Annotated in this window: 25 protein-coding genes and 1 tRNA gene; 12 read left to right on the plus strand and 14 right to left on the minus strand. The window is 62.6% G+C overall.

Annotated elements, in window-relative coordinates; translation table 11 throughout:
- The first annotated feature begins 44 nt into the window (after positions 1 to 44).
- From ACQ6S1_RS14035 to ACQ6S1_RS14075, 9 genes are all read left to right on the plus strand, one after another.
- Positions 45 to 203, plus strand: coding sequence for a hypothetical protein (locus ACQ6S1_RS14035; RefSeq protein WP_445041828.1), 159 nt, complete (start codon positions 45 to 47; stop codon positions 201 to 203).
- Between the two features lie 86 nt (positions 204 to 289).
- Positions 290 to 1,579: a UDP-N-acetylglucosamine 1-carboxyvinyltransferase gene (gene murA, locus ACQ6S1_RS14040; protein ID WP_445041829.1), complete on the plus strand. Its 1,290-nt coding sequence runs from the start codon at positions 290 to 292 to the stop codon at positions 1,577 to 1,579.
- Positions 1,580 to 1,669: 90 nt separating this feature from the next.
- A complete protein-coding gene (locus tag ACQ6S1_RS14045; protein ID WP_445041830.1) occupies positions 1,670 to 2,134 on the plus strand; it encodes a DUF2948 family protein in 465 nt (154 codons plus the stop codon).
- Between the two features lie 3 nt (positions 2,135 to 2,137).
- A complete protein-coding gene (gene hisD / locus ACQ6S1_RS14050; protein ID WP_445041831.1) occupies positions 2,138 to 3,436 on the plus strand; it encodes a histidinol dehydrogenase in 1,299 nt (432 codons plus the stop codon).
- On the plus strand, positions 3,436 to 3,933 hold the full coding sequence (locus tag ACQ6S1_RS14055) for a UPF0262 family protein (RefSeq protein ID WP_445041832.1): 498 nt from the start codon (positions 3,436 to 3,438) through the stop codon (positions 3,931 to 3,933). Before hisD ends, ACQ6S1_RS14055 begins: the two co-directional genes overlap by 1 nt.
- 215 nt (positions 3,934 to 4,148) lie before the next feature.
- A complete protein-coding gene (gene infA / locus ACQ6S1_RS14060; protein ID WP_445041833.1) occupies positions 4,149 to 4,370 on the plus strand; it encodes a translation initiation factor IF-1 in 222 nt (73 codons plus the stop codon).
- A 37-nt stretch (positions 4,371 to 4,407) separates the two neighbouring features.
- Positions 4,408 to 5,043, plus strand: coding sequence for a Maf family nucleotide pyrophosphatase (locus ACQ6S1_RS14065; RefSeq protein ID WP_445041834.1), 636 nt, complete (start codon positions 4,408 to 4,410; stop codon positions 5,041 to 5,043).
- A complete protein-coding gene (locus ACQ6S1_RS14070; protein ID WP_445041835.1) occupies positions 5,013 to 5,228 on the plus strand; it encodes a DNA gyrase inhibitor YacG in 216 nt (71 codons plus the stop codon). Before ACQ6S1_RS14065 ends, ACQ6S1_RS14070 begins: the two co-directional genes overlap by 31 nt.
- Positions 5,229 to 5,295: 67 nt before the next feature.
- A tRNA-Phe gene (locus ACQ6S1_RS14075) sits at positions 5,296 to 5,371 on the plus strand.
- Between the two features lie 72 nt (positions 5,372 to 5,443).
- Here ACQ6S1_RS14075 and ACQ6S1_RS14080 read toward each other — a convergent pair.
- Positions 5,444 to 6,025 carry an acyltransferase gene (locus tag ACQ6S1_RS14080; protein ID WP_445041836.1) on the minus strand — a complete coding sequence of 194 codons (582 nt, stop codon included), beginning with the start codon at positions 6,023 to 6,025 and terminating at the stop codon, positions 5,444 to 5,446.
- Between the two features lie 136 nt (positions 6,026 to 6,161).
- On the opposite strand from ACQ6S1_RS14080, the gene ACQ6S1_RS14085 reads away from it, so the two are divergent.
- The 3 genes from ACQ6S1_RS14085 (at position 6,162) to ACQ6S1_RS14095 (ending at position 10,023) form a co-directional block, all read left to right on the plus strand.
- Positions 6,162 to 7,361, plus strand: a complete 1,200-nt coding sequence (locus tag ACQ6S1_RS14085; protein ID WP_445041837.1) for an FkbM family methyltransferase — start codon at positions 6,162 to 6,164, stop codon at positions 7,359 to 7,361.
- Positions 7,358 to 9,520: a glycosyltransferase gene (locus tag ACQ6S1_RS14090; protein ID WP_445041838.1), complete on the plus strand. Its 2,163-nt coding sequence runs from the start codon at positions 7,358 to 7,360 to the stop codon at positions 9,518 to 9,520. Before ACQ6S1_RS14085 ends, ACQ6S1_RS14090 begins: the two co-directional genes overlap by 4 nt.
- A 122-nt stretch (positions 9,521 to 9,642) precedes the next feature.
- The gene (locus ACQ6S1_RS14095; RefSeq protein ID WP_445041839.1) at positions 9,643 to 10,023 is read left to right on the plus strand and encodes a hypothetical protein; all 381 of its coding nucleotides are present in this window, start codon (positions 9,643 to 9,645) and stop codon (positions 10,021 to 10,023) included.
- Positions 10,024 to 10,039: 16 nt separating this feature from the next.
- Here the strand turns inward: ACQ6S1_RS14095 and ACQ6S1_RS14100 are convergent, their stop codons facing one another.
- From ACQ6S1_RS14100 to ACQ6S1_RS14160, 13 genes are all read right to left on the minus strand, one after another.
- Positions 10,040 to 11,020, minus strand: coding sequence for an aldo/keto reductase (locus tag ACQ6S1_RS14100; RefSeq protein WP_445041840.1), 981 nt, complete (start codon positions 11,018 to 11,020; stop codon positions 10,040 to 10,042).
- A gap of 102 nt (positions 11,021 to 11,122) precedes the next feature.
- Complete coding sequence (locus tag ACQ6S1_RS14105) at positions 11,123 to 11,389, minus strand: hypothetical protein (protein ID WP_445041841.1); 267 nt, start codon at positions 11,387 to 11,389, stop codon at positions 11,123 to 11,125.
- A 68-nt stretch (positions 11,390 to 11,457) separates the two neighbouring features.
- Positions 11,458 to 11,637, minus strand: coding sequence for a hypothetical protein (locus tag ACQ6S1_RS14110; RefSeq protein ID WP_445041842.1), 180 nt, complete (start codon positions 11,635 to 11,637; stop codon positions 11,458 to 11,460).
- 105 nt (positions 11,638 to 11,742) lie between these two features.
- Positions 11,743 to 12,789, minus strand: coding sequence for a sulfate/molybdate ABC transporter ATP-binding protein (locus ACQ6S1_RS14115; RefSeq protein WP_445041843.1), 1,047 nt, complete (start codon positions 12,787 to 12,789; stop codon positions 11,743 to 11,745).
- A complete protein-coding gene (gene cysW, locus ACQ6S1_RS14120) occupies positions 12,786 to 13,679 on the minus strand; it encodes a sulfate ABC transporter permease subunit CysW (RefSeq protein ID WP_445041844.1) in 894 nt (297 codons plus the stop codon). The genes ACQ6S1_RS14115 and cysW overlap by 4 nt, the downstream gene beginning before the upstream one ends.
- Before the next feature lie 8 nt (positions 13,680 to 13,687).
- A complete protein-coding gene (cysT, locus tag ACQ6S1_RS14125; RefSeq protein WP_445041845.1) occupies positions 13,688 to 14,545 on the minus strand; it encodes a sulfate ABC transporter permease subunit CysT in 858 nt (285 codons plus the stop codon).
- A 21-nt stretch (positions 14,546 to 14,566) separates the two neighbouring features.
- The gene (locus ACQ6S1_RS14130) at positions 14,567 to 15,559 is read right to left on the minus strand and encodes a sulfate ABC transporter substrate-binding protein (RefSeq protein WP_445041846.1); all 993 of its coding nucleotides are present in this window, start codon (positions 15,557 to 15,559) and stop codon (positions 14,567 to 14,569) included.
- A 131-nt stretch (positions 15,560 to 15,690) separates the two neighbouring features.
- Positions 15,691 to 16,410: a phosphoadenylyl-sulfate reductase gene (locus tag ACQ6S1_RS14135; protein WP_445041847.1), complete on the minus strand. Its 720-nt coding sequence runs from the start codon at positions 16,408 to 16,410 to the stop codon at positions 15,691 to 15,693.
- Positions 16,411 to 16,414: 4 nt separating this feature from the next.
- Positions 16,415 to 17,845, minus strand: coding sequence for a siroheme synthase CysG (gene cysG / locus ACQ6S1_RS14140; RefSeq protein ID WP_445041848.1), 1,431 nt, complete (start codon positions 17,843 to 17,845; stop codon positions 16,415 to 16,417).
- A gap of 77 nt (positions 17,846 to 17,922) precedes the next feature.
- Positions 17,923 to 18,756 (minus strand): LOG family protein, encoded by an 834-nt coding sequence (locus ACQ6S1_RS14145; RefSeq protein WP_445041849.1) that lies wholly within the window; start codon positions 18,754 to 18,756, stop codon positions 17,923 to 17,925.
- 167 nt (positions 18,757 to 18,923) lie between these two features.
- Positions 18,924 to 19,439 (minus strand): hypothetical protein, encoded by a 516-nt coding sequence (locus ACQ6S1_RS14150; protein ID WP_445041850.1) that lies wholly within the window; start codon positions 19,437 to 19,439, stop codon positions 18,924 to 18,926.
- A gap of 102 nt (positions 19,440 to 19,541) precedes the next feature.
- Positions 19,542 to 20,804: an NAD(P)/FAD-dependent oxidoreductase gene (locus tag ACQ6S1_RS14155; RefSeq protein WP_445041851.1), complete on the minus strand. Its 1,263-nt coding sequence runs from the start codon at positions 20,802 to 20,804 to the stop codon at positions 19,542 to 19,544.
- A gap of 145 nt (positions 20,805 to 20,949) precedes the next feature.
- Positions 20,950 to 22,344 carry a glutamine synthetase family protein gene (locus tag ACQ6S1_RS14160; RefSeq protein ID WP_445041852.1) on the minus strand — a complete coding sequence of 465 codons (1,395 nt, stop codon included), beginning with the start codon at positions 22,342 to 22,344 and terminating at the stop codon, positions 20,950 to 20,952.
- Between the last annotated feature and the right edge of the window lie 89 nt (positions 22,345 to 22,433).

The raw sequence follows: 22,433 nt of genomic DNA on the forward strand, positions 1-22,433 counted from the left end.
CAACCGTGCTTGCCAATTTCCAGCAGGTTCTGTTTGTTCATGCGATGACGAAGTCTCAAACCCTGTCTCCCGAGCAGGCTGCCCGGGCGGAGCGCCTTGCAGCGTCGCTGCGGGAGAATTTGAAGCGCCGCAAGCAGCAGGCGCGTGGCCGCCGCACGGAAAACACCCCGGCATCACCCCCGTCTGAGACCGACAAGGGCTGATATCCGGCCGCCGCTTGTTTCCGGGGAAGGCTTCCGATACATCGGACGGCTTCCCGAGCCGCCGCCGATTTCCGAGGTTTCGTTACATGGACCGCATCCGCATTCTTGGCGGCGCCCCGCTCGAAGGCACGATCCCGATTTCGGGCGCGAAGAACGCGGCTCTGCCGTTGATGATCGCGAGCCTCCTGACCGAGGACACGATCGTTCTCGAAAACGTTCCGCGCCTGGCCGACGTGCACCAATTGAAGCGCATCCTGTCCAACCACGGCGTGGACATCGCGGTGCGTGGCCGCCGCCACGGCGAGACCGAGGACGATGGCGAGACGCTGACGCTGAACGCCAAGACCATCGTCGACACCACGGCACCCTACGATCTCGTTTCCACCATGCGCGCGAGCTTCTGGGTGGTCGGCCCGCTGGTGGCGAGGATGGGGCACGCCAAGGTTTCGCTGCCGGGCGGCTGCGCGATCGGTACGCGGCCGGTCGATTTCCTCCTGAACGTGCTGGAAGCCCTGGGCGCCCAGATCGAGATCGAAGCCGGCTATGTGGTCGCGACCGCGCGCCATGGCCTCAAGGGTGGCGAGATCGATTTTCCCAAGGTGTCGGTCGGCGCGACGCACACGGCGCTGATGGCAGCAAGTCTGGCCGATGGCGAGACGATCATCCGCAACGCGGCGCGCGAGCCGGAAGTCACGGATCTCGCGGAACTGCTCGTGAAGATGGGCGCGAAGATCGAAGGGATCGGCACCTCGACGCTGACGGTGACGGGCGTGACAAGCCTGCATGGCGCCACCCACCGTGTCATTCCGGATCGGATCGAGACGGGCACGTTCGCGCTGGCCGTGGCAATGGCCGGCGGCGATGTCGTCTTGCAGGGCACGCGCAGCGATCTGTTGGACAGCGCGCTCGATTCCATGCGTGAGGCAGGGGCCGAGATCGAGGCCCTTCCGAACGGCATTCGTGTGGCCCGCAACGGCAATGGCCTGCGTGCGGTCGAGGTGACCACGGAAGCCTTTCCGGGGTTTCCGACAGACTTGCAGGCCCAGTTCATGGCGCTCGCGACCCGGGCACAGGGTACGTCCCGCATCCGCGAGACGATCTTCGAGAACCGGTTCATGCATGTGCAGGAATTGGCGCGCCTCGGCGCCCGCATCCGGCTCGATGGCGACACCGCCTTCGTGGAGGGCGTCGAACGCCTCAAGGGCGCGCCGGTGATGGCGACCGACCTTCGCGCGTCCGTCTCGCTCGTCATTGCCGGCTTGGCGGCCGAGGGCGAAACCATCGTCAACCGCATCTATCATCTCGATCGCGGTTTTGAGCGGCTGGAACAGAAATTGTCGCGGTGCGGTGCTCGCATCGAGCGCATCAGCGGCTGAGCACCGCCGGCTCTCCGGATAAGCACGTAGAGCATTGCACTCCACAAGGGCGGCCCCTAGATCAGGGAAAACCCATCAGGCGGCAGCGAAATGTCCGACGCACCTCTCAAACTTCTCGCCTTCGACGCGGAGGATCTCAAGGTCCTCTCCGTGCATCTGCAGGATGCCGAGCTCAAGGTCGGAGATCTTGTTTTCCTGCCGCGCGAACGGCGGTTCGCCTTTGCGGCTGATCGCTTCGATTGGGAAGCCTCCGCGACGGAGAAAACCAATCGGCGCCGCCGCACTGCGGTGCATTTCGAAGGCGTCACATCCGTGCGCTCTCGGGGTCTCGACCTTGAGAACAAGGAGGCGCCGCTTACTCTTCTCGCTCTGGCGTTCGATCCCGGCGAAGCGCCGGCCGGCTCGGTTCATATGCTGTTTCTGAATGGCGGTTGCGTAAAGCTCGATGTCGAATGCGTCGAGGCTGCGTTCAAGGATCTGGGGCCGACCTGGACCTGCACCTGCTGCCCATCCCATCCCGAAGTCGAAAACCAGTCCCAATCCGAGGTCGCCTGAACCATGGCCGTTTTGCTGGATGCCGGCGCGTCGGATTTCGAGGCGCGTTTTTCGGTGCTGCTCGGCGCCAAGCGCGAGAGTGCCGAGGATGTCGACAACGCGGTAAGGGAGATCATCTCGGAGGTGCGTGCGCGGGGCGATGCGGCCTTGTGCGACTACACGGCCCGTTTCGACCGCTTCGACGTGAGCCCGGCGGCGTTGCGCATCGGTGAGGCCGAGATCGACGCGGCGTGTGCCGAGATCGATGCCGAGACCATGGCGGCCCTCGAACTCGCCCGCGATCGTATCCAGAGCCATCACGCCCGCCAGATGCCGATGGACGAGCTCTATACCGACGAGATCGGCGTGCAGCTCGGCCATCGCTGGACGGCGGTCGAGGCCGCAGGCCTTTACGTGCCGGGCGGCACGGCGGCCTATCCATCTTCCGTACTGATGAACGCGGTGCCGGCCAAGGTGGCGGGCGTGCCCCGCCTGGTCATGGTGGTGCCCACGCCGGACGGGAAGCTCAACCCGCTTGTGCTGGCGGCCGCGCGCCTTTCGGGCGTCGACGAGGTCTACCGCATCGGCGGCGCGCAGGCGGTGGCGGCTCTAGCCTACGGCACGGACACGATCCGTCCGGTCGCCAAGATCGTCGGGCCCGGCAATGCCTATGTTGCGGCCGCGAAGCGGCAGGTTTTCGGGGCCGTCGGCATCGACATGATCGCCGGTCCCTCCGAAGTGGTCATCGTGGCTGACGGTGCGGCGGACCCGGAATGGGTGGCGGCCGATCTTCTGGCGCAGGCCGAGCACGACGCCGCTGCGCAGGCCATTCTCATCACGGATTCGCCGAAGCTCGCGGCCTCGGTCGAGGCAGCTGTGTCGCGCCAGCTCGCGGTTCTCCCGCGCGGCAACATTGCGGGCGCGAGCTGGGCCGATCACGGCGCCATCATCCTGGTGCCGGAGCTCGATGCCTGCGTGCCGCTAGTCGATCGTCTGGCGCCCGAGCATCTCGAGATCGAGACGCCGGATGCCGATGCCCTGGCGGCGAAGGTGCGCAATGCCGGCGCCATCTTCCTTGGCTCCCACACGCCGGAAGCGATTGGCGATTACGTTGGCGGCTCGAACCATGTTCTGCCGACCGCACGTTCCGCGCGCTTCTCGTCGGGGTTGTCCGTGCTCGATTTCGTCAAGCGCACCTCGATCCTGAAATGCGATCGGGCCTCGCTTCGCAAGATCGGCGCGGCTGCGGTGCGTCTGGCCGAAACGGAGGGCTTGCAGGGCCACGCGCGTTCCGTCGAGATCCGGTTGCGCGAGGACGCCTGATGGGTGAGGGCAGCACCTCGCAGGGGCCTGCCCGCAACCGGCTGATCGCGGTCGATATCGACGAGGCGTCCCTTGGCGCAGCCAGCGCCGAAGCCGAGCACGAATGCGAAGTCGCCATCTACGATCTTCTCGAAGAGAACAGCTTCGCCGCCATCGGGCGGGATGACGGTCCTTATCGGCTTCGCCTTCTGGTGGCGAACAATTGCCTGGTGTTCGCGGTCTCGGGTGAAGACGGGCGCGAGATCGTCACGCATCTGCTGGCGCTCGGGCCTTTTCGCCGGATGGTGACGGACTACCTCACGATCTGCCAGCGCCATTATGCTGCCATCCGCACCGCGTCCGCCTCTCAGATCGAGGCAATCGATATGGGCCGGCGCGGTCTGCACAACGAATCGGCCACCATTCTCACGGAGCGTCTGTCCGGCAAGATCTCCATGGATTTCGATACGGCGCGGCGTCTGTTCACGCTTCTCGTGTCGTTGAATTGGGATCAATAACGCGGCGAACCCTTCCGCGTATTGCGATCAAATCCCATATGGAGATTGTCTTCATCGGGACGGTGGCGATCGGACATTGTGAAAATGTCCGGCTTTGGCTAGGTTTCGCGCCTTCCATGAAGGGTGTGATCCGGCCGCATGGTTCGGGTGCGTTATCCAATTGTCCAGAAGCTGGCGCCGCTCGTCGCAGCAGGCGCCTTCGAACGTAGGTGTTCATGTCGAATAAAGAAGAAATGCTCGAATTCCCGGGCGTGGTGTCCGAGCTCCTGCCGAATGCGATGTTCCGCGTGAGGCTCGAGAACGAGCACGAGATCGTCGCCCACACCGCCGGGCGCATGCGCAAGAACCGCATTCGGGTTCTGGCCGGCGACCGTGTCCTTGTGGAGATGACGCCGTACGATCTCACGAAGGGCCGCATCACCTACCGCTTCAAGTGACCGCGCCCTCGCGCTGTCCGTTTCTTCGAGCGCCGACATGACCGGCCGTCCCAAGCTTGTTCTCGCCTCTGCATCGCCGCGCCGCCTCGCTCTGCTGGAGCAGATCGGCCTGCGGCCGGACGCGCTGTTGCCCGCCAGCCTGGATGAAGAGCCGGGCCGGTTCGAACGCCCGCGCGTGCTGGCCCAGCGGCTGGCCGAGGAGAAGGCCAAGGCATCGCGCGCGATCGGCGAGCAGGATGAAGCGTTGAAGGGTGCCTTCTACCTGGCCGCCGACACGGTGGTGGCGGTCGGCCGCCGCATCATGCCCAAGGCTGAGACGCTGGAAGATGTCGAGGAATGTCTGGGTCTGCTCTCGGGCCGTGCGCATCGCGTCTATACCGGCCTGTGTATGATCACGCCCCGTGGCAAGGAGCGCAGCCGGGTGGTGGAAACGCGCGTGCGCTTCAAACATCTGTCCCGTGGCGAGATCGACAGCTACATCGCCTCGCGCGAATGGCACGGCAAGGCCGGCGGCTACGCGATCCAAGGCATCGCAGGCAGCTTCGTGGTGAAGCTGGTCGGCTCCTATTCGGCTGTCGTCGGGCTGCCGCTGTACGAGACGCTGAGCCTGTTGCAGGGCGAAGGGCTGCAGGTGCACCAGGGATGGCGCAATCCGCTGGAAGGTGTGGCGTGAGCGCTGCGGAGGGCGCCAGGCCGTGTCCGATCTGCGGCAAGCCGGCGATGCCGGAATCCCGCCCCTTCTGCTCCAAGCGTTGCGCCGACGTGGACCTGCACCGCTGGCTTGGCGGTGTCTACCGCATCGAGACCGACGAAGCGCCGCCCGACGCGATATCCACATCGCAGAAAGATGACAAATAGCGGCTGGACAGCCGGCATTCGGCTTTCTATAACCGCGCCACTCGAACGGGCAGTGCCCTGCTTCGATGCCCAGGTAGCTCAGTTGGTAGAGCATGCGACTGAAAATCGCAGTGTCGGCGGTTCAATTCCGTCCCTGGGCACCACGCCTCCCGCTCCCTGAGGCTGATAGCGTTTAGCCCTATTATTCGCGGGGGCTTTCGGCGTCCCGCCTCCGGCTAATCCCTCAAGACGTGCTCCCATCTGACCCGACGGGAACCGATGATTCGAGCCGGGCTTCCAGCGGCCATCCGGTTCGCGGGGATCTTACCGGTAACGATGGATCCGGCTCCAATGACCGATCCGTCTCCAATCTCCGCCCCTTTCAGGATCTGGCTGTGCTGGCCGATCCACACATGCTTGCCGATGATGACGTCTTTCGCTTTGTTCAGACGCTCACCGGTGTCGAGATCAAAGATCGGGTGCATGTCACTGACGGTAACATCGATCCCGCCGGCAAAAAGAGACCCTTCGCCGATATGGATGGCCTTGGGCTCGTGGAGCAGGAGCCGCACACAACCATTGAATCCCACATTTGCTCCGATGACGACTTGCGTATTGGCGCTGGCATAGACGAAGAGCGACCCGAGCACGCAATTCTGCCCGATCTTCACGGACGACGCCGGCCCGGCCACGATGTGGAGATGATGCACACTCGAAGGTTGTGCGATGTCGATCTCGATCCCAGAGCCGCTTGTTTCCAGCGTCAATTGCTCGGCAGATATGTTACCTATAGAGATCTTGTTTCCTGGATAAGTCATTGGATTAATTATCCAATTCGCCAGTCGATTTATTATGAGAACTTCCAACGATAGTGTTCTAAGGCTGTGAACGGTCCTCCTTGATCGCAGTGGGTTTGGGTGTATATCTTCTCGCTATGGTTGAGGGGATCGTAGGGTGCTCGCAAAAGGAGGTCTTACGCAAGGTCTTTCCGGCCCTGTAACGCCGCCTAACGGTCAGGTTCTTCTCCCCGCTCTGAAGGGGGGCGACATCGCCATATGCCGGTCCAAGCACGGACGATTGTTCTTCCCCCAAAACGATGACACCGTCGGGAGGTCGCTCGAACATTACGGTGAGTGGGCCGAGAACGAGCTCGCCTTTCTTTTGCAATTCGTTCGGCCCGGAAGCACCGTCGTGGAAGTCGGCGCGAATATCGGCGTGCACACCCTCGCATTTGCGGAAGCGCTGGGACGCAGCGGGCGCGTTGTCTCGATCGAAACGCGTGAGATCCTGTCAGCCCTTCTCGCTGCGAATGTGCAGAACAATTCAACCGAGAATGTGGTGGTCCACAGCCCTGCGGCCTGGGGCAGGCCTGACGTCGTTTCACCGAAGGGACACACGCAGAGCGTGTCCGAAGACGATGGGATTCCTGTCATCCGTGTCGATGATTTGGACGTAACGGAATGTTCTCTTCTGAAAATTCGCGCTCGAGGAGACGAATGCGCAATTATTTCAGGCGCGTCTCAAATCATCGGAATGCAGAACCCGGTAATCTCTATCGAGATCGATGATGTTCAACGCGCGATCGCGGCCAGAGATCAACTGAGATCATATCCTTACGAGACCTATATTGTTCAGGCTGACGCGTTCAATCCACGCAACATCAAGTCGAACGCTGGTAATATGTTCGGGGTCGCGACGGAAACGTTCCTTCTCGCGCTTCCGAAAGGCCGCGATGCCCCCTCGGTCACCGCAGGAATTGTGCTGAAGCCTGTCGCCTCGACAGGCGATCTCATCTGCGCCCTTCAGGAAGCGCCACGTTCTGGCGATCTGACGCCTTTTGATCGAAGGCCCGAGCTTCTTCTTCGGCTTCTGCTGAACCTTGGCTTAAGCGGAGACGAAATCGCGCGGCAGGACATCGAGCGATTTCAAATAAGAGAATACCTCCTCCAGAAATTGCAGGGTGAACGTGAGAAACATCTAAGGGAGGAGGATACGCATAATGCGGGCTCGCTCGGCGAACTCGAAGATCTCCGATTTCGCTTGTCGAAAATCGAGAGATCCTCATCCTGGCGATTTACGCGGCCGCTGCGCGCATTCGCCCGAGCCTTCAGATCTGCCAGTCGATGGATCCGAGGGAAAAGGGTCGCACTGTGACCATCGCGAGCCCAAAGCGATTCTTCGATGTGCCGGTTTCGCAAATTCCGCCACCGCAAGCGCCCTCCGCCGGAGAGTGGGACCAGTTAAGCGCAATTTATCGATCGTCCGAGGCGCCGCTCATCGACGTGATCGTGCCTGTCTACAAGGGGTATGACGAGACGCTGCGCTGCGTCTACAGCGTGTTGGCAGCCGTCCAGCGAACGCCTTTCCGGCTTGTCGTCGTGGACGACCACGGCCCGGATCCGGATTTGAGAAACGCGCTTCGGGAACTGGCCGGACGCTTCTCCTTCGAGCTTGTCGACGCTGGGGAAAACCTTGGTTTCGTGCAGGCGTGCAACCTTGCCATGTCGCTCCATCCCGAGCGAGACGTTCTGTTGCTGAACTCCGACACGGAAGTCCACAACGATTGGCTGGACCGGATGTATGAGGCGGCATACCGCGAGCCTCGGATAGGAACGGTGACGCCTTTTTCGAGCAATGCGGAGATTTGCAGCTACCCGCGCAATATATCCGACAATGTGGCTGATCTCGGAATATCGGATCAACGGCTCGATCTCTTATGCGCCGAAGTCAATCGTGGGGAGCTGATAGATCTCCCGACAGGAGTTGGCTTCTGCATGCTGATCAAGAGAAGCGTGCTGAACCATGTTGGAATGTTCGACTATGCCCGTTTTGGGAAGGGCTACGGAGAAGAGAACGATCTTTGTTGCCGCGCTGCCGCCGCGGGGTATCGCAACGTTCTCGCGGCCGATGTTTTCGTTCGGCATTACGGGGGCACGTCGTTCGGCGCCGAGAAGCGTGACCGGATCGAACAGGCCTGCCGCGTGATGGACGAACTGCATCCCTTCTACTTCCCCGCTGTGGACGAGCACATCCGCGATGACCCCGCGGCGGTGGTCAGAGAGAGGATCGACGTCGCACGGCTAAAATTGGGATCTGTCGCAGGACGCAACATTTTGCTGATCGCCCACAATTGGGGAGGGGGCACGGAGCAGCATGTGCGGAACCATGCGGCTGAACTCGAACGCCAAGGCTTCAAAGTTTATCTGTGCTGCCCGACACATCGCCATGACGTCGAGTTCTCAATCGAGGACAGCGGGACGCCGGAGATTGTGAATATCCAAGGTTTCGACGTCCGATATGATTTCGAGCGTTTCGGGATCGTTCTCCGGGAACTCGGAATAAATCATGTCCATGTTCAGCATCTTGCTGGATTCAGTGCCATTGCCACGGATTTCTTCTTGGCGGTGTTCCAGACGCTGCGGCTGACCTTCGATGTGACCCTTCATGACTACATGACGGTGTGTCCGCGTGTGCATTTGTTCGATGGCAGCGGCCTGTTCTGCGGAGAGCCGCCCCGGAGCTTCTGTGAAAGCTGCATCAGCCGGGATTCATCGCCGTTCGGGCGAGTCAATGTCTTCGATTGGAGATTACGCCATCTGCGTTTTCTGGAGAGCAGCCGCAACATCTACGTTCCGGATCAGGACGTCGCGGACAGAATGGGGCGTTACTTCCCCAAACTGCGCTTCCTCGTACGGCCGCATGCCGAGCCGCGCATCTCAAGGCACATCACGCGAGCCAAAGAAGGTCATGGGACCACGCGGGAAGTCCTTCTCTTGGGAACGCTCGGGGAACACAAAGGGTTGAAGCTTATTCTGGAGATGGCGCGTTTGTGCCAGACGTCCGGAGCGCGGATTCACTTCCATCTCGTGGGGTCCAGTGAGCGCAACGAGGATCTGGAAAAGACCGGGGCCGTCACCGTCCACGGTCGTTACACGACGGATCAATTGGAAGAGATCGTTACCGGAATAAATCCAGACCTCTTCTTTCTGTCGTCGATCCTGCCCGAGACATACAGCTTCACTCTGTCGGAGGCTTTGCGGCTCGATGTCTTCCCGGTCGTTTTCGATCTTGGCGCCCCGGCAAAGAGATTGAAGAGGCTCGGAATTGGGCATCTGATCCCCATTACCAAAATCCTGGATCCTTCCGCGACGCTCAAGGAATTGCAGGATGTGGAGATCCAGGACATCTCCGCGAAGACGGCAGATTTCAAGAACGGATTCTCTTATCCGGATCTAGCGAGTGACTATTACGGTTTCGACGAGAAAAGCATGCTGTCGCCTGACCTGCTGGATCGCAACCGTTCGGGATGGTAAGGGCGCGCCGTGCTCGCCGGATGCTGGCGGCCATGAAGTTTTAGCCTGGGTGCGCGTCTTGAAAAAGGCGCCTTGTCTTGCCGATGTTGCGGGATGACGGACGCAGAGAAACGATGGGGCCGATGAGAGTGTTCAAGGGAAGCGCCGTCTGTGCGGCTTTGATGATGATGAGTGCGGCGGCGTTCGCGCAGGACGCCAATGCGCCGGGCCTCACGGGTCAGTTCCGCGCAACCGCTGTGCAGGCCGGAACGACGGCTTGCTTGAAGCTGAAGGATGATCAGCGGGCCGCCTTTCTGGCGCCGGGCTTGATCGATCGCTCGTGCGAGTGCGTGGCGAACAAGCTGGCCGACCGCATCAGCATGAGCGATGCCACCACGCTGATGATGCTGGCGATGGGCGGCCCACAGCCGGAGGCCGCCCAGATGGAGCGCATTCAGACCGTTCTGCTGGGCAGTGTCGCGGTGTGCATTCAGGAGCTGAATCTCGCCGCTCCGCCGAATTGACCCGCGCGCGTGCCGGTTAGCCGGCAGGAACCGCGGCGTCTTCGGGAAGGATTCCCTCGTTCTTGAGTTCCTGCCAGAGTTCGCCCGGTATCGGCGCGGATATCAGACGGGCATTGTCTTCGACCTTCCGCGCCGATTTCGCGCCCGGTATGATCGCGGCAACGACGGGATGCGCAGCGCAGAATTGCAGCGCGGCTGCGCGGATGTCCACGCCATGGCGCTCGCAGATGGCGGAGATGCGGTCGCGTTTGGCCACCATTTCGGGTGGCGCGTCTGCATATTCGAAGGTGCGACCGCCTGCCAGCAGCCCGGAATTGTAGGGCCCGCCCACCACCACATGCACGCCGCGCTGGGCGCAAAGCGGAAAAAGTTCGTCCAGGGCCGGCTGGTTCAGCAGGCTGTAGCGCCCGGCCAGCAGGAACACGTCCGGGTCCGATTCCTGAAGCGCCCGCACGCACGGTTCCGTGAGGTTCACGCCCAGTCCCCAAGCCTTGATGACGCCCTCATCGCGCAGGCGGATCAGCGCACGGGCCGATCCCTCCATTGCGGTGGCAAACATCTCCTCCCATTCGGCACCGTGATGATCGGCGGCGATGTCATGAATGAAGGCGACTTCGATTTGCGACATGCCGAGCCGCTGCAGGCTGTCCTCGATCGACCGCAGCGTGCCATCGTAGGAATAATCGTAGTCCGGACGAAACGGCAGACCCTGCTTGAAAGGCGGGTTCTCTGCGGATGCGTCCGGGCGGAGCAGCCGGCCTACTTTTGTGGAGAGGGTAAAATCGGCACGCGGAAAGCGCCGCAGAACCTCTCCGAAACGGTGTTCCGAAAGCCCGCTTCCATAATGGGGCGCGGTATCGAAATAGCGGACGCCCGTATCCCAGGCGGCGGTCAGCGCGCATCGGGCGGTGGCGTCATCCACCACGTCGAACATATTGCCCAGCGGCGCGCCGCCGAAGCCGAGCGGCCCGGGCGGCGCAAAATGTTTGCTGCTCACGATGCGTTCCTTTCGGTTGACCAAGGCCGTAGATGTCGGCTCGCGGGGTGGAGCCGACAAGGCGGGTTAGTCGAAAGAGGAAGAATCGCGGAGGTCTGCCGGCTAGGCGACGTAGAGGTCCGGCTGGCGGACCCGCACCATGCCGCCATCTTCGATCTGGCCGGCGTCGAATTTCCGGCTGGCAATGGAATTGAGGTGGGGGCGGTAGCGCTCGAAGCGGTTGACCGGTTCGTCGGTCGCGCCGGGCTCCATGGCGTAGATGACGTCGACAGTGGTGGAAATCACCACTGCCTTTTCGCCGTCCGTCATCTGCCAGCGCAGCTCCGTGCTGCTGGCGAGGGGGTCGCGTCCCATGTCGGTGAGAGGCATCGGGGCGTCCTTTCGTTCGGCTATTTAAGGAAAATGCGAGCCGCCATGCGGCTCGCGACAGGCAAGACTTAATCTTCGTCGTCGCCGAACAGCATGTCCAGCGTGTCGATGATGTCCTCGACCTGCTCTGCGCTGGCCTTGAAGCTGACATTGGTGCCGTCTTCCGCTTCGATGGTCAGAAGCACGGCGTCATCTTCGTCGTCCGCCGGAACAGCGAGAAAGCGGGCAAGGTTCTTGGCGTCAGGCATGACGGAATCTCCGGAGGCTGCGGCGCGGACCCGCGTCGCGGGCGCTATCACGCGCAGCGCATCAAGACGCCCGCGTGACGCCCGCATGTCAACCTCGGGCAGCGTTCAGCCGGCGAAGATGCGGTAACGCTCGGGGACGAGGCCGACGACATCCCCCACACGCGGCGTATGGCCGGCGGTGAAGGCGGCCTCCAGCGTCGCGGTGCCACCATCGACCGGGATATCGAGGTCGACGCGGTTGGTGGGCCCGAAGGTGCGGATGGCGCGGACCTGGGCCGTCAGGGCGCCGGCCCCCGGGGCGCGGATTTCGATGTCGTGCGGCCGGACGAAAAGGCGGGCCGGGCCGGAGGGCGTGCCCTGCGCATCGAGGCCAAGCTTCTCTGCGCCGACGAGAATCGCACCATTGGTGTCGATGTTCACCGGCAAGATGGCCGATTCACCGATGAAGTCGTGGACGAAGGCTGTGGCCGGCGTGTCGTAGACCTCGGCCGGGGTGCCGACCTGCTCGATCTTTCCGTGCCCCATCACGACAACGCGGTCGGCCACCTCGAGCGCCTCCTCCTGATCGTGCGTGACCAGGATGGACGTAACGTGCAACTCGTTGTGCAGGTCGCGCAGCCAGCGCCGCAGATCCTTGCGGACCTTGGCGTCGAGCGCTCCAAACGGCTCATCGAGAAGAAGTACCTTCGGCTCGATGGCCAATGCGCGGGCCAGCGCCACGCGCTGCCGTTGGCCGCCGGAAAGCTGAGTGGGATAGCGACGGGCAAGGGAGCCGATCTGGACGAGGTCGAGCAGCTTCTCGACCCGCGCCTTGATCTCCGCTTCCGATTTGCGAATGCGGCGCGGTCGCACGCGCAAGCCGAAGGCGATGTTGTCGAACACGTCCATATGCCGAAACAGCGCGTAATGCTGGAACACGAAGCCGACGTCGCGCTCCTTCACGCTGAGGCGCAGCGCGTCCGCGCCGTCGAAATGGATATCACCCGCATCCGGCCATTCCAGACCGGCGATGATGCGAAGCAGCGAGGTTTTTCCGGAGCCCGATGGGCCGAGCAGGGCGATCAGCTCTCCTGAACGGATGTTGAGGCTGACATCATCGAGCGCCTTGAACGTCCCGAAGGTCTTCGAAATGGAATGGACGTCGATCTTCATTGCCGGTGTTCTTCCGCGAGGCGATGTTCGAGGATGGTTTTCAGAACGAGTGTGACGAGGGCGAGAAGCGCCAGCAGCGAAGCCACCGCGAACGCCGCTGCGAACTGATACTCGTTGTAGAGAATCTCGATGTGCAGCGGCATCGTGTTGGTCTGGCTGCGGATATGGCCCGACACCACCGAGACCGCGCCGAATTCGCCCATGGCCCGCGCATTGCTGAGCAGCACACCATAGAGCAGCGCCCATTTGATGTTCGGCAGCGTGACCTTGAGGAAGGTGGCGATACCTGACGCGCCCAGTGAAATGGCGGCCTCTTCCTCTTCCGTCCCCTGTTCCTGCATCAACGGGATCAGTTCGCGTGCGATGAAAGGAAAGGTGACGAACACGGTGGCCAGAACGATGCCGGGCAGGGCGAAGATGATCTTGTAATCGTTCTCGATGAACCAGCTGCCGAAAAAGCCCTGCGCGCCGAACAGCAGCACGAAGACGAGGCCGGCCACGACCGGCGAGACGGAGAACGGCAGGTCGATCAGCGAGATCAGCACGCTCTTGCCGGGAAATTCGAACTTGGCGATGGCCCAGGCGGCGCACAGTCCGAAGATCACGTTGCAGACCAGCGAGATCGCCGCGGCCACCAGCGTGAGATAGATGGCGTGGGCGGCGTCGTCGTTGGTGAGCGCGCTGATGTAGGTGTCCCACCCTCTGGAGAGCGCCTGCTGAAAAACGGCAACCAGCGGCAGAACGATGAACAGCGACAGGAAGCCGATCGTGATCGCAATCAGGGCCCAGCGCACCAGAGGCGGCTCGGCGCGCACGGACCTTGGGACCTGGCGTTCGACGGTCCGCTGGGAAAGCGCGGTCGGTAGAGGGGCGGCGTCAGTGAACGACATGGAGGTCCTCAGGCAGGCCGTCTGTGCGCTTCGGACCAGCGCTGCAGGCGATTGATGACGAGGAGAAGGGCAAAGGACGCCAGCAGCATCACGACCGCGATGGCAGTGGCGTCGGCGTAACGGAATTCCTCAAGGCGGATGACGATGAGGAGCGGGGCCACTTCTGAAACGTTCGGCAGATTGCCGGCAATGAAGATGACCGATCCGTATTCACCGACCGCCCGTGCGAACGCCAGCGCGAACCCCGTCAGGAGCGCGGGCAGGATGCTGGGCAGGACAACCCTGGTGATCGTCTGAAAGCGTGAGGCGCCGAGGCTGGATGACGCTTCCTCCAGCTCGCCGTCGAGGTCTTCCAGAACGGGCTGTACGGTGCGCACCACGAAGGGCAGTCCGATGAAGACCAGGGCCACGAAGATACCGAGCGGCGTGTATGACACCTTGATGCCGAGCGGCTCCAGGAGGCTGCCGATCCAGCCATTGCTGGCATAGAGCGACGTCAGGGCGATGCCGGCCACAGCCGTCGGCAGCGCAAAGGGAATATCGACGATGGCGTCGAAGACGCGCCGGCCGGGAAAGCGGTAGCGCACCAGAACCCAGACGACGATAAGTCCCAGAACGGCGTTGGTGGCGGCGGCTGCCAGAGCGATGCCGAAACTGATCCGGAGTGAATTGAGGACGCGGGTGCTGGTGACGATCGCCAGGAACTGGTCAAACGTCAGCTCGCTCGTCTTCAGGAAAAGCCCGGCCAGCGGGATCAGGATGATCAGCGTGAGCCAGGTGATCGTGAGGCCGAGCGTGATCCCGAAGCCGGGGATCACGCTTTTTTCGCGCCGGCGCGCGGGCCGGCCAATGAATGTCGTCGCCATTGGCCGACCCGTTATCCGTTCTTACTTCGTGTAGATCTTGTCGAAGGTCCCGCCATCTTCGAAATGGTCCTTCTGGGCCTTCCGCCAGCCGCCGAATTCATCGTCGATGGTGACAAGGTCGACCTTGGCGAACTTGTCCTTGTACTTTTCAGCCACCGTCTCGTCGCGGGGGCGGTAATAGTTCTTGGCTGCGAGTTCCTGGCCTTCCGGCGAGTAGAGATATTTCAGATAAGCTTCCGAAATCTCGCGCGTGCCCTTCTTGTCGACAACCTTGTCGACGACAGCGACCGTGGGCTCGGCCAGGATGGACAGGCTGGGGGTCACGATCTCGAACTTGTCCGGACCGAGCTCGTTTACCGAGAGATAGGCTTCGTTCTCCCAGGCCAGCAACACGTCGCCCTGGCCGCGCTCGACGAAGGTAACGGTCGAGCCCCGGGCACCGGTGTCGAGCACCGGAACGTGCTCCAGAAGCTGCTTCACGAAGTCCTGGGCCTTCTCGTCGCTGCCATACTTCTTCTTCGCGAAGGCCCATGCAGCGAGGTAGTTCCAGCGCGCGCCGCCGGATGTCTTGGGGTTGGGCGTGATGACCGAGACGCCGTCCTTCACGAGATCATCCCAATCCTTGATGCCCTTCGGATTGCCTTTGCGAACGAGGAACACGATCGTGGACGTATACGGCGCCGAATTGTCTTCGAGGCGCTTCTGCCAATCGCCGGACAGGAAACCCTTGTCGGCGATCGCGTCCACATCATAGGCGAGGGCCAGGGTGACGACGTCGGCGTCGAGGCCGTCGATCACCGACCGCGCCTGCTTTCCGGAACCGCCATGCGACTGCTTGATCGTGACGGTATCGCCGGGGTGATCCTTCTTCCAATGGGCGGCAAACGCCTTGTTGAAAGCTTCATACAATTCACGCGTGGGATCGTACGAGACGTTCAGCAGAGAGATATCGGCGGCATAGGCCGGAACGGCGATGGTCGCCGCTGCAAGTGCCAGTGTCAGTCGTTTCAGCATGTGATTTGCTCCAGCCCGATCACGATAACCCGAGGGGGTTGATAGAAATAGACTGCGCAACTCGACTTAATCAGTCAACAAAAAACATAACTGCAATGGATCAATATTTTCATAACATAAATAATACGTAATTAGTTGGAGGGGATGTGAATGCCGCATTCGGTTTTGGCGCTGCCACGCCAGCGGCCCGAACGGGGACCTTCTCCTGGGCGGGTGCGGCTGGTGCAGGGCATGCAGCCAATGGAGGAGAAGCCGAGAGCCTGCAGCGGATGAAGCGGCAGATGGTGGCGAACGAAATAGGTCTGGATGTCCTGGCCGGTGAAGTTCGCGAGCGGATTGACCTTGATGCGCGGGCCGTCGGCTTCCACCACGGGCAGGGCAGAGCGGCTATCGCCGTGATAGCGCTTCCGGCCATTGAACCAGACGCCGAACCCATCCAGAGCGCGCGCAAGCGGCAGAACCTTGCGGAATCCGCAGCAGGCCTCCGTGTCGCTGGACCAGAGCATGGCCTCGGGGTCCAGCCTCCGCTCATCTTCCGGATCCGGCGTGAAGATCCGGATATCGGTCATGCCGATCTGCTCCTGCAACGCATCGCGATAGGCCAGCGTCTCCGGAAAGAGCATGCCCGTATCGAGGAACAGGACCGGCACCTTGGGGTCGATCTCTGCCACCATGTGCAGCAGAACGGCAGACTCCGTGCCGAAGGACGACACGACAGCGGGGCCGCCCTCGAAACTCTCCGACAGGATGGCTTCCAAAACCTGATGAGGTGGCTGATCGGTGAGCCGGGCGTCGAGCGCTTCGGCGCGGTCCGTCACGTCTTTCGTCGATATTGTTGCAAGATCGAACATGTCGTCAGTCCGCAAGTTCCAGTGTCATCTCCGGCGCTGCGGCCAGAATGGCGGCCCGGAGACGCCAGGGCTTCGAGCGCCGCACCACTTCGCCGAGCACCAGCAAAGCGGGCCCGTTTCCCGCCTGCTCGACGAGCGCGGGCAATTCCTCCAACCGGCCTGCGACATGGCTGGCATCTGGACGCGTTCCACGCGCCAGGACCGCGGCGGGGGTCGAAGGGTCCCGACCGGCGGCGATGAGACCGTCAGCCACCAATGGAGCGCTGGCTTTGCCCATATAGATGGCGAGCGTCATGTCAGGCGCAATGAGGCCGGACCAATCGATGGCTGCGGCATCGGCCGCGCGATGGGCGGTGAGGAGGACAAGGCGCGCGGCCTCTTCCCGGTGGGTCAGCGGCAATTCGGCCTCGGCCGCGCACCCGAGCGCCGCCGTGATGCCCGGCACGACCACCACATCGATGCCGGCCTTCTCCATGGCGTCGATCTCCTCGCCGCCGCGGCCGAATACGAAGGGGTCGCCGCCCTTGAGCCGGACGACACGCAGGCCGCGCCCGGCTGCCTCAACCAGCAAGTGATTGGTTTGCTCCTGCGGAACGCAGTACGAGCCCGCCCTTTTGCCGACGAAGACGCGTTCCGCATCGCGGCGCGCCAGATCGAGAATCTCTGGGGTGACGAGATCGTCGTGAAAGATCACATCAGCGTCCTGCAGGATGCGAAGTGCTTTCAGCGTCAGGAGTTCCGGGTCGCCCGGACCGGCTCCTACCAGGAACACCGTGCCCCGCCGGGGCTGAGGACCCTCTTGGTTCGTCTGGTCGATCAACGCGTCGAGGGCGTTTGCTGCTTCGGTGTCCCGGCCGGCCAGGACGGATGCGCCGATGGGCCCATCGACGACACGTTCCCAGAAGATGCGGCGGTCCGCGATGTCGGGTGCCGCGTGACTCAGGCGCTCGCGCCTCGACCCGATCAGGTCGGCAAGCGCGCCGAGCCGTGCGGGCAGCAGGCTTTCCAGCCGCGCCCGCAGACGGCGCGCCAGCACCGGAGCCGCGCCCTCGGTTCCGATGGCCGCAAGCACCGTGCCGCGATCGATGATCGCCGGCGTGATGAAGCTGCACAATTCCGTACGGTCCACCACATTGACGGGGATGCCGAGCGCCTGCGCCCGATGGGAAATCTCTCCGTCGATCGGATCGCCGGCGGCGGAGATGATCAGGGCCACTCCCGAAAGATCGACGCTCGCGGGATCGGCGGAAGGACGCAGATCAATCAGGGATGAGGCAGCGAGGTCCGCGATATCGTGCGCTGCATCGTCTGCCAGGACACGGATTTGCGCGCCTGTCTTCAGCAGAAGACGGATCTTGTTCACTGCGGCTTCCCCGCCGCCGAACACCAGGACCAGCCGCTCTTTCAGGTCCACGAAAATAGGAAAATAACGCATCGTTCCGCCAACGGCCCGCCCATATGCGGTGCCCGGCAGACATAACACCGGCGACGGATATGTTAAAGGTGGAATAATTACATATCGAGCATGGGGAAGATGGGCAATCCATGCTCCACGAGATGGTCCCAAGCCTCTTCCGCGCTATCGGCGTAATCGAACAGCGCGAGGTCGTCGGCGCGTATCATGCCCTCCTCCACCAGCGCATCGAAATTGATGATCTTGGTCCAATAAGCGCGATCAAACAGCACGATCGGGACCGCGGGCGCCTTGCCCGTCTGTCGCAAGGTCAGCACCTCGAACAATTCGTCGAGTGTGCCGAAGCCGCCGGGAAAGGCGACCAGAGCCGCTGCCCGCATCGCGAGATGCATCTTCCGCATTGCGAAGTAATGGAAGAGGAAGGTGAGATCGGGCGTGGAATAGGCGTTCGGCTCCTGCTCGAAGGGCAAGCGGATGTTGAAGCCGATCGACGGCGCGCCGGCTTCGGCCGCTCCTCTGTTGGCGGCCTCCATGATGCCGGGCCCGCCACCTGTCGCGATGACGTTGCGGCGCAATCCATCCCGCGTGTTCAACGCACCCCCACGTTCTGAGGCGATCTGCGCGAACCGGCGGGCTTCCTCATACCAATGCGCCGACCGAGAGCCCGCGCGCGGCTTCGCGCCGGGCAGCAGAGGCGCCGTCGCGTCTTCAGGGTCGGCGCTGCCGCCCGGCAGGATGCGGGCACTGCCGAACACCACGATGGTGGATTGCACCGCCCAGTCTTGCAGCCGGTCCTCGGCCTTGGCGTATTCCAGAAGAAAGCGCACGCCGCGCATCGATTCCTGGAGAAGAAAATCGGGGTCGAGAGCGGCCAGGCGATAGGAGGACGCGGCCGGGCGGGCCGAATTCGGAGACGAGGGATCGGACGTCATGGAAGGCTTCCGCGAGATCGATGATCTGATCTAGGCGGTGTGACGCGATTTGACCAAGCCTGGGCGGCGAGAAGCGCGTCTATGTCGCGGCGCCGGAACCTCGGGTCTTGCGGCAAAGAAAAGGCCGGGCGATGGGCCCGGCCTGGAATTTCACTCGGCGGTGGAGCTCAATAGCCTGTGCGGGCGCTGACGAGATAGCCATCCTCGGTGTGGCAAACGACCGTGGAGGTCTTCTCGTAGCGGGGATAAACGAGCGTAATCTCAGCCTCGACGCGGTGCCCGCCGTCCGGCTTTTCGATGACGGAATCGATGAAGCCGACCTCGGAATCGTAGGCGCCCTCTCGGCGAGCCGTGTCGAGCAGCCCGCGTGCGCAGGCCTGCACGGCCTGATCGGCCGTCTCACGCCGCTCGTAATAAACACGGGTGCGCGGCGGCGGGGGAGGCGCCTCCTCGATATAGACCTCGCGGGGCCGGTTCGAACTGGCAATGGCAGCCCCGGCGATAAGCCCGGCACCGAGAGCCACGCCCGCAACCGCCCCGGTGTGATGATCGTGAACCTTGATCAGAGAAGACGGCGCGCCGATCGCGCTGGCCGGCGCGGCCGGCATGGCAATGGCAGGCAGGCTCGTCACGGCAAGCGCCGAGATCGCCGCCGAGGAAATGAGAAGACGTGTGATACGCATGGCAAACACCCTGTCGCCGGTTCGGCGCGATACGGTCATTCAGGACCACCAGACGCATGATCTTCCACGATTATGGCTGAATATCGGGTGAACGACGGCCGCTCACATCCGGTCGCGCGCGGCGTAATACAGCATGGCAAGCACCATCAGCGGATGCCGCAATGCCTTCCCGCCCGGGAAAGGCGAGGAGGGAAGGCGGGCGAGCACTTCGAAGCACTGCGCGTTGCCTAGAATGACATCGGCGAGAACGGCGCCCGTGAAGGGTGCGAGCGCCACGCCCTGACCTGAATAGCCCGCGGCGAGCAGCACGTTGGGCTGAGCGAGACGGATAAGAGGCAGGCGGCTGACGGTGATGCCGACGATGCCGCTCCAGGCATGATCGAACCGGACGTCTTTCAAGGCGGGGAAAACGGCCGTGGAGGCCGACCGCACGAGCTTTTCGGGGTCGGCGACGTGGGTGTTCGAATAGCTTTCGCCACCGCCGAACAGAAGGCGCCCGTCAGCCGTGGGGCGGAAGTAATTGACCACGAAACGGCTGTCGGCGACCGCCATGTCGCTGGTCAGAAAATCGCGCAACCTTTCGCCTAGCTTTTCGGTGATGGCGACGGTGCTGGCAATGGGCAGGATGCGTGTGTCGGCATCCGGAACGAGGCCCTGCATCAGGCTGTCGCCTGCCACCACCACCCAATCCGCCGTTACCGTGCCGCCGGAGGTGCGGACTTTCGCCGGAGATCCAGGCTCGATGGCCAGTGCCTTGCTCTGCTCGTGAATGACGACGCCAAGCCCCGCGGCCGCCTTGGCCAGGCCCCGGGCGTATTTCAGAGGGTGGAGATGACCGCCACCCCGATCCAGCATGCCGCCATGATAATCGTCGGAGCGGACAAGTTCGCGGATCGCCTCACGGCTGAGGGATTCCGCCTTGCCGTATGCGTAATGCGAGCGCAGATGGTGGACATAATCATGGCTTGAGGAGACGAGGCGGGCGCGGTGATCGGCGTAGATCATGCCGTTCCGCCGATCGCAGTCGATGTCGTAGCGGGCAATCCATGCATCGAGATGAGCAACGGCGCTCTGGCTCAAATCCCATAACTGACGCGCGGCCTCGGGACCGAATTTGTTTTCCAGGAAAATCTGATCGCGCCGCAGGCCTGTATGGATCTGGCCGCCATTGCGCCCCGACGCGCCCTGGCCGACGCGCCCCTGGTCCAGCAGCATTACGCTGCGTCCGCTTTCGGCGAGCTTCAGCGCGGCGCCGAGACCGGTAAATCCTGCGCCAATGACGCAGATCTCCACGCGCTGGTTGGTGGAAAGAGGGGGGAAGGCTGGAAGCGGAGGGGCCGAGAGCTCGTAAAAGGTGTCCGTCATACCCACACGTACCCAAAGCCAGCTGCATTTCGTCCCGAGGCTGGACACCAAGAGAAATGGTCGAAATCCATATTCGTGCGGCCACGCGATCCGGCTTTATGTGGCCGGTATCGACAGCGTCGGACGATAAAGCCCGCGCCCTCTTTCACACGTTCAGCAGCAGATATTCGCGTTCCCAGGGGCTGATGACCCGCATGAACGTTTCATATTCGCCGCGCTTCAACGCCGCATAAGAAGACACGAAGGCTTCGCCGAGAAGAACGCGCAATGGCTCGCATTGTTCGAATGAGGACACGGCTTCGAGCAGCCCACGTGGAAGGTCGTAATCGAGGCCATGCGCGGATCCCTCGACGGGATCGGTCGGCGTCAGCCCTTCCTCGATGCCGAGATAACCGCAGACCAGGCTCGCGGCGATGGCGAGATAGGGATTTGCATCGGAAGAGGGGACGCGATTCTCGACACGACGGGCTTCGGCACCGGCCGGCGGCACCCGCAGGCCCGTGGTGCGGTTGTCATAGCCCCACGCCACGTTGATAGGGGCCGTGGCCGCCTTGGTCAGCCGGCGATAGGAGTTCACGTACGGCGCCAGGATGCACATCACATGCGGCAGATATTTCTGCTGGCCGGCGATGAAGGCGAAAAATTCCGGCGTTGGGCCGCCGTCCTTGTCGGAGAAGATGTTGCGGCCGTTCGTGTCCCACACGGATTGATGGATATGCATGGCCGAGCCGGGTTCGTTGGCGATCGGTTTGGCCATGAAAGTGGCGTAGATGTTATGGGTCAGCGCCGCTTCGCGGATCGTGCGCTTGAACATGAAGACCTGGTCGGCCAAAGCGAGCGGATCGCCGTGGCGCAGATTGATCTCCATCTGCGCGGCGCCCTCCTCATGGATGAGGGTGTCGATCTCGAGGCCCTGCGATTCCGAGAAATCATAGATGTCCTCGAAAAGGTCATCGAATTCGTTCACGGCCGAGATCGAATAGGACACACGCCCCGTCTCAGGCCGCCCGGAACGGCCGACCGGCGGCTCCAGCGGATAATCCGGATCGGTGTTCGGCTTGACAAGATAGAACTCAATTTCCGGCGCCACCACGGCCTTGAGGCCCTTGCGGGCATAAAGGTCGATCACGCGGCGAAGCACCTGGCGCGGCGCTACCTCCACGGGGCTACCATCGCGCTTGAAGCAATCATGGATGAGCTGCGCCGTCGGATCGCTGGCCCAAGGCACCACGGTGAGCGTCGAGAAGTCGGGCACCAGCACGAGGTCGGCATCGGCGGGATCTCCCGCGCCGGGAACGTCGTCGTCCGGATATTCGCCGGAAATCGTCTGGTGGAAGATGGACGAGGGCAGGTTCATCGCCGGCGCGTTGAAGAACTTCGAGGCAGGCATGATCTTGCCGCGCGCGACACCCGCCTGATCGGGCACGACGCATTCCATTTCCTCGATGCCGCGCGCCTTCACCCAGGCGCGCGCCTCATCCACGTTCGCCACGCCGCGCAGGGAGGCGGCGGCGTCCTTCTGAATCTTCTTCTTGCTCATGCGCATATTGCGTCGGCCCCGCATCGTCCGGAACAGAATGTCCGGTCGATCCATGCGGTCCGGACCGTTCGGTCCGGCGGCGCTCCATT

It is taken from the genome of Terrihabitans aquatilis, assembly GCF_052542005.1.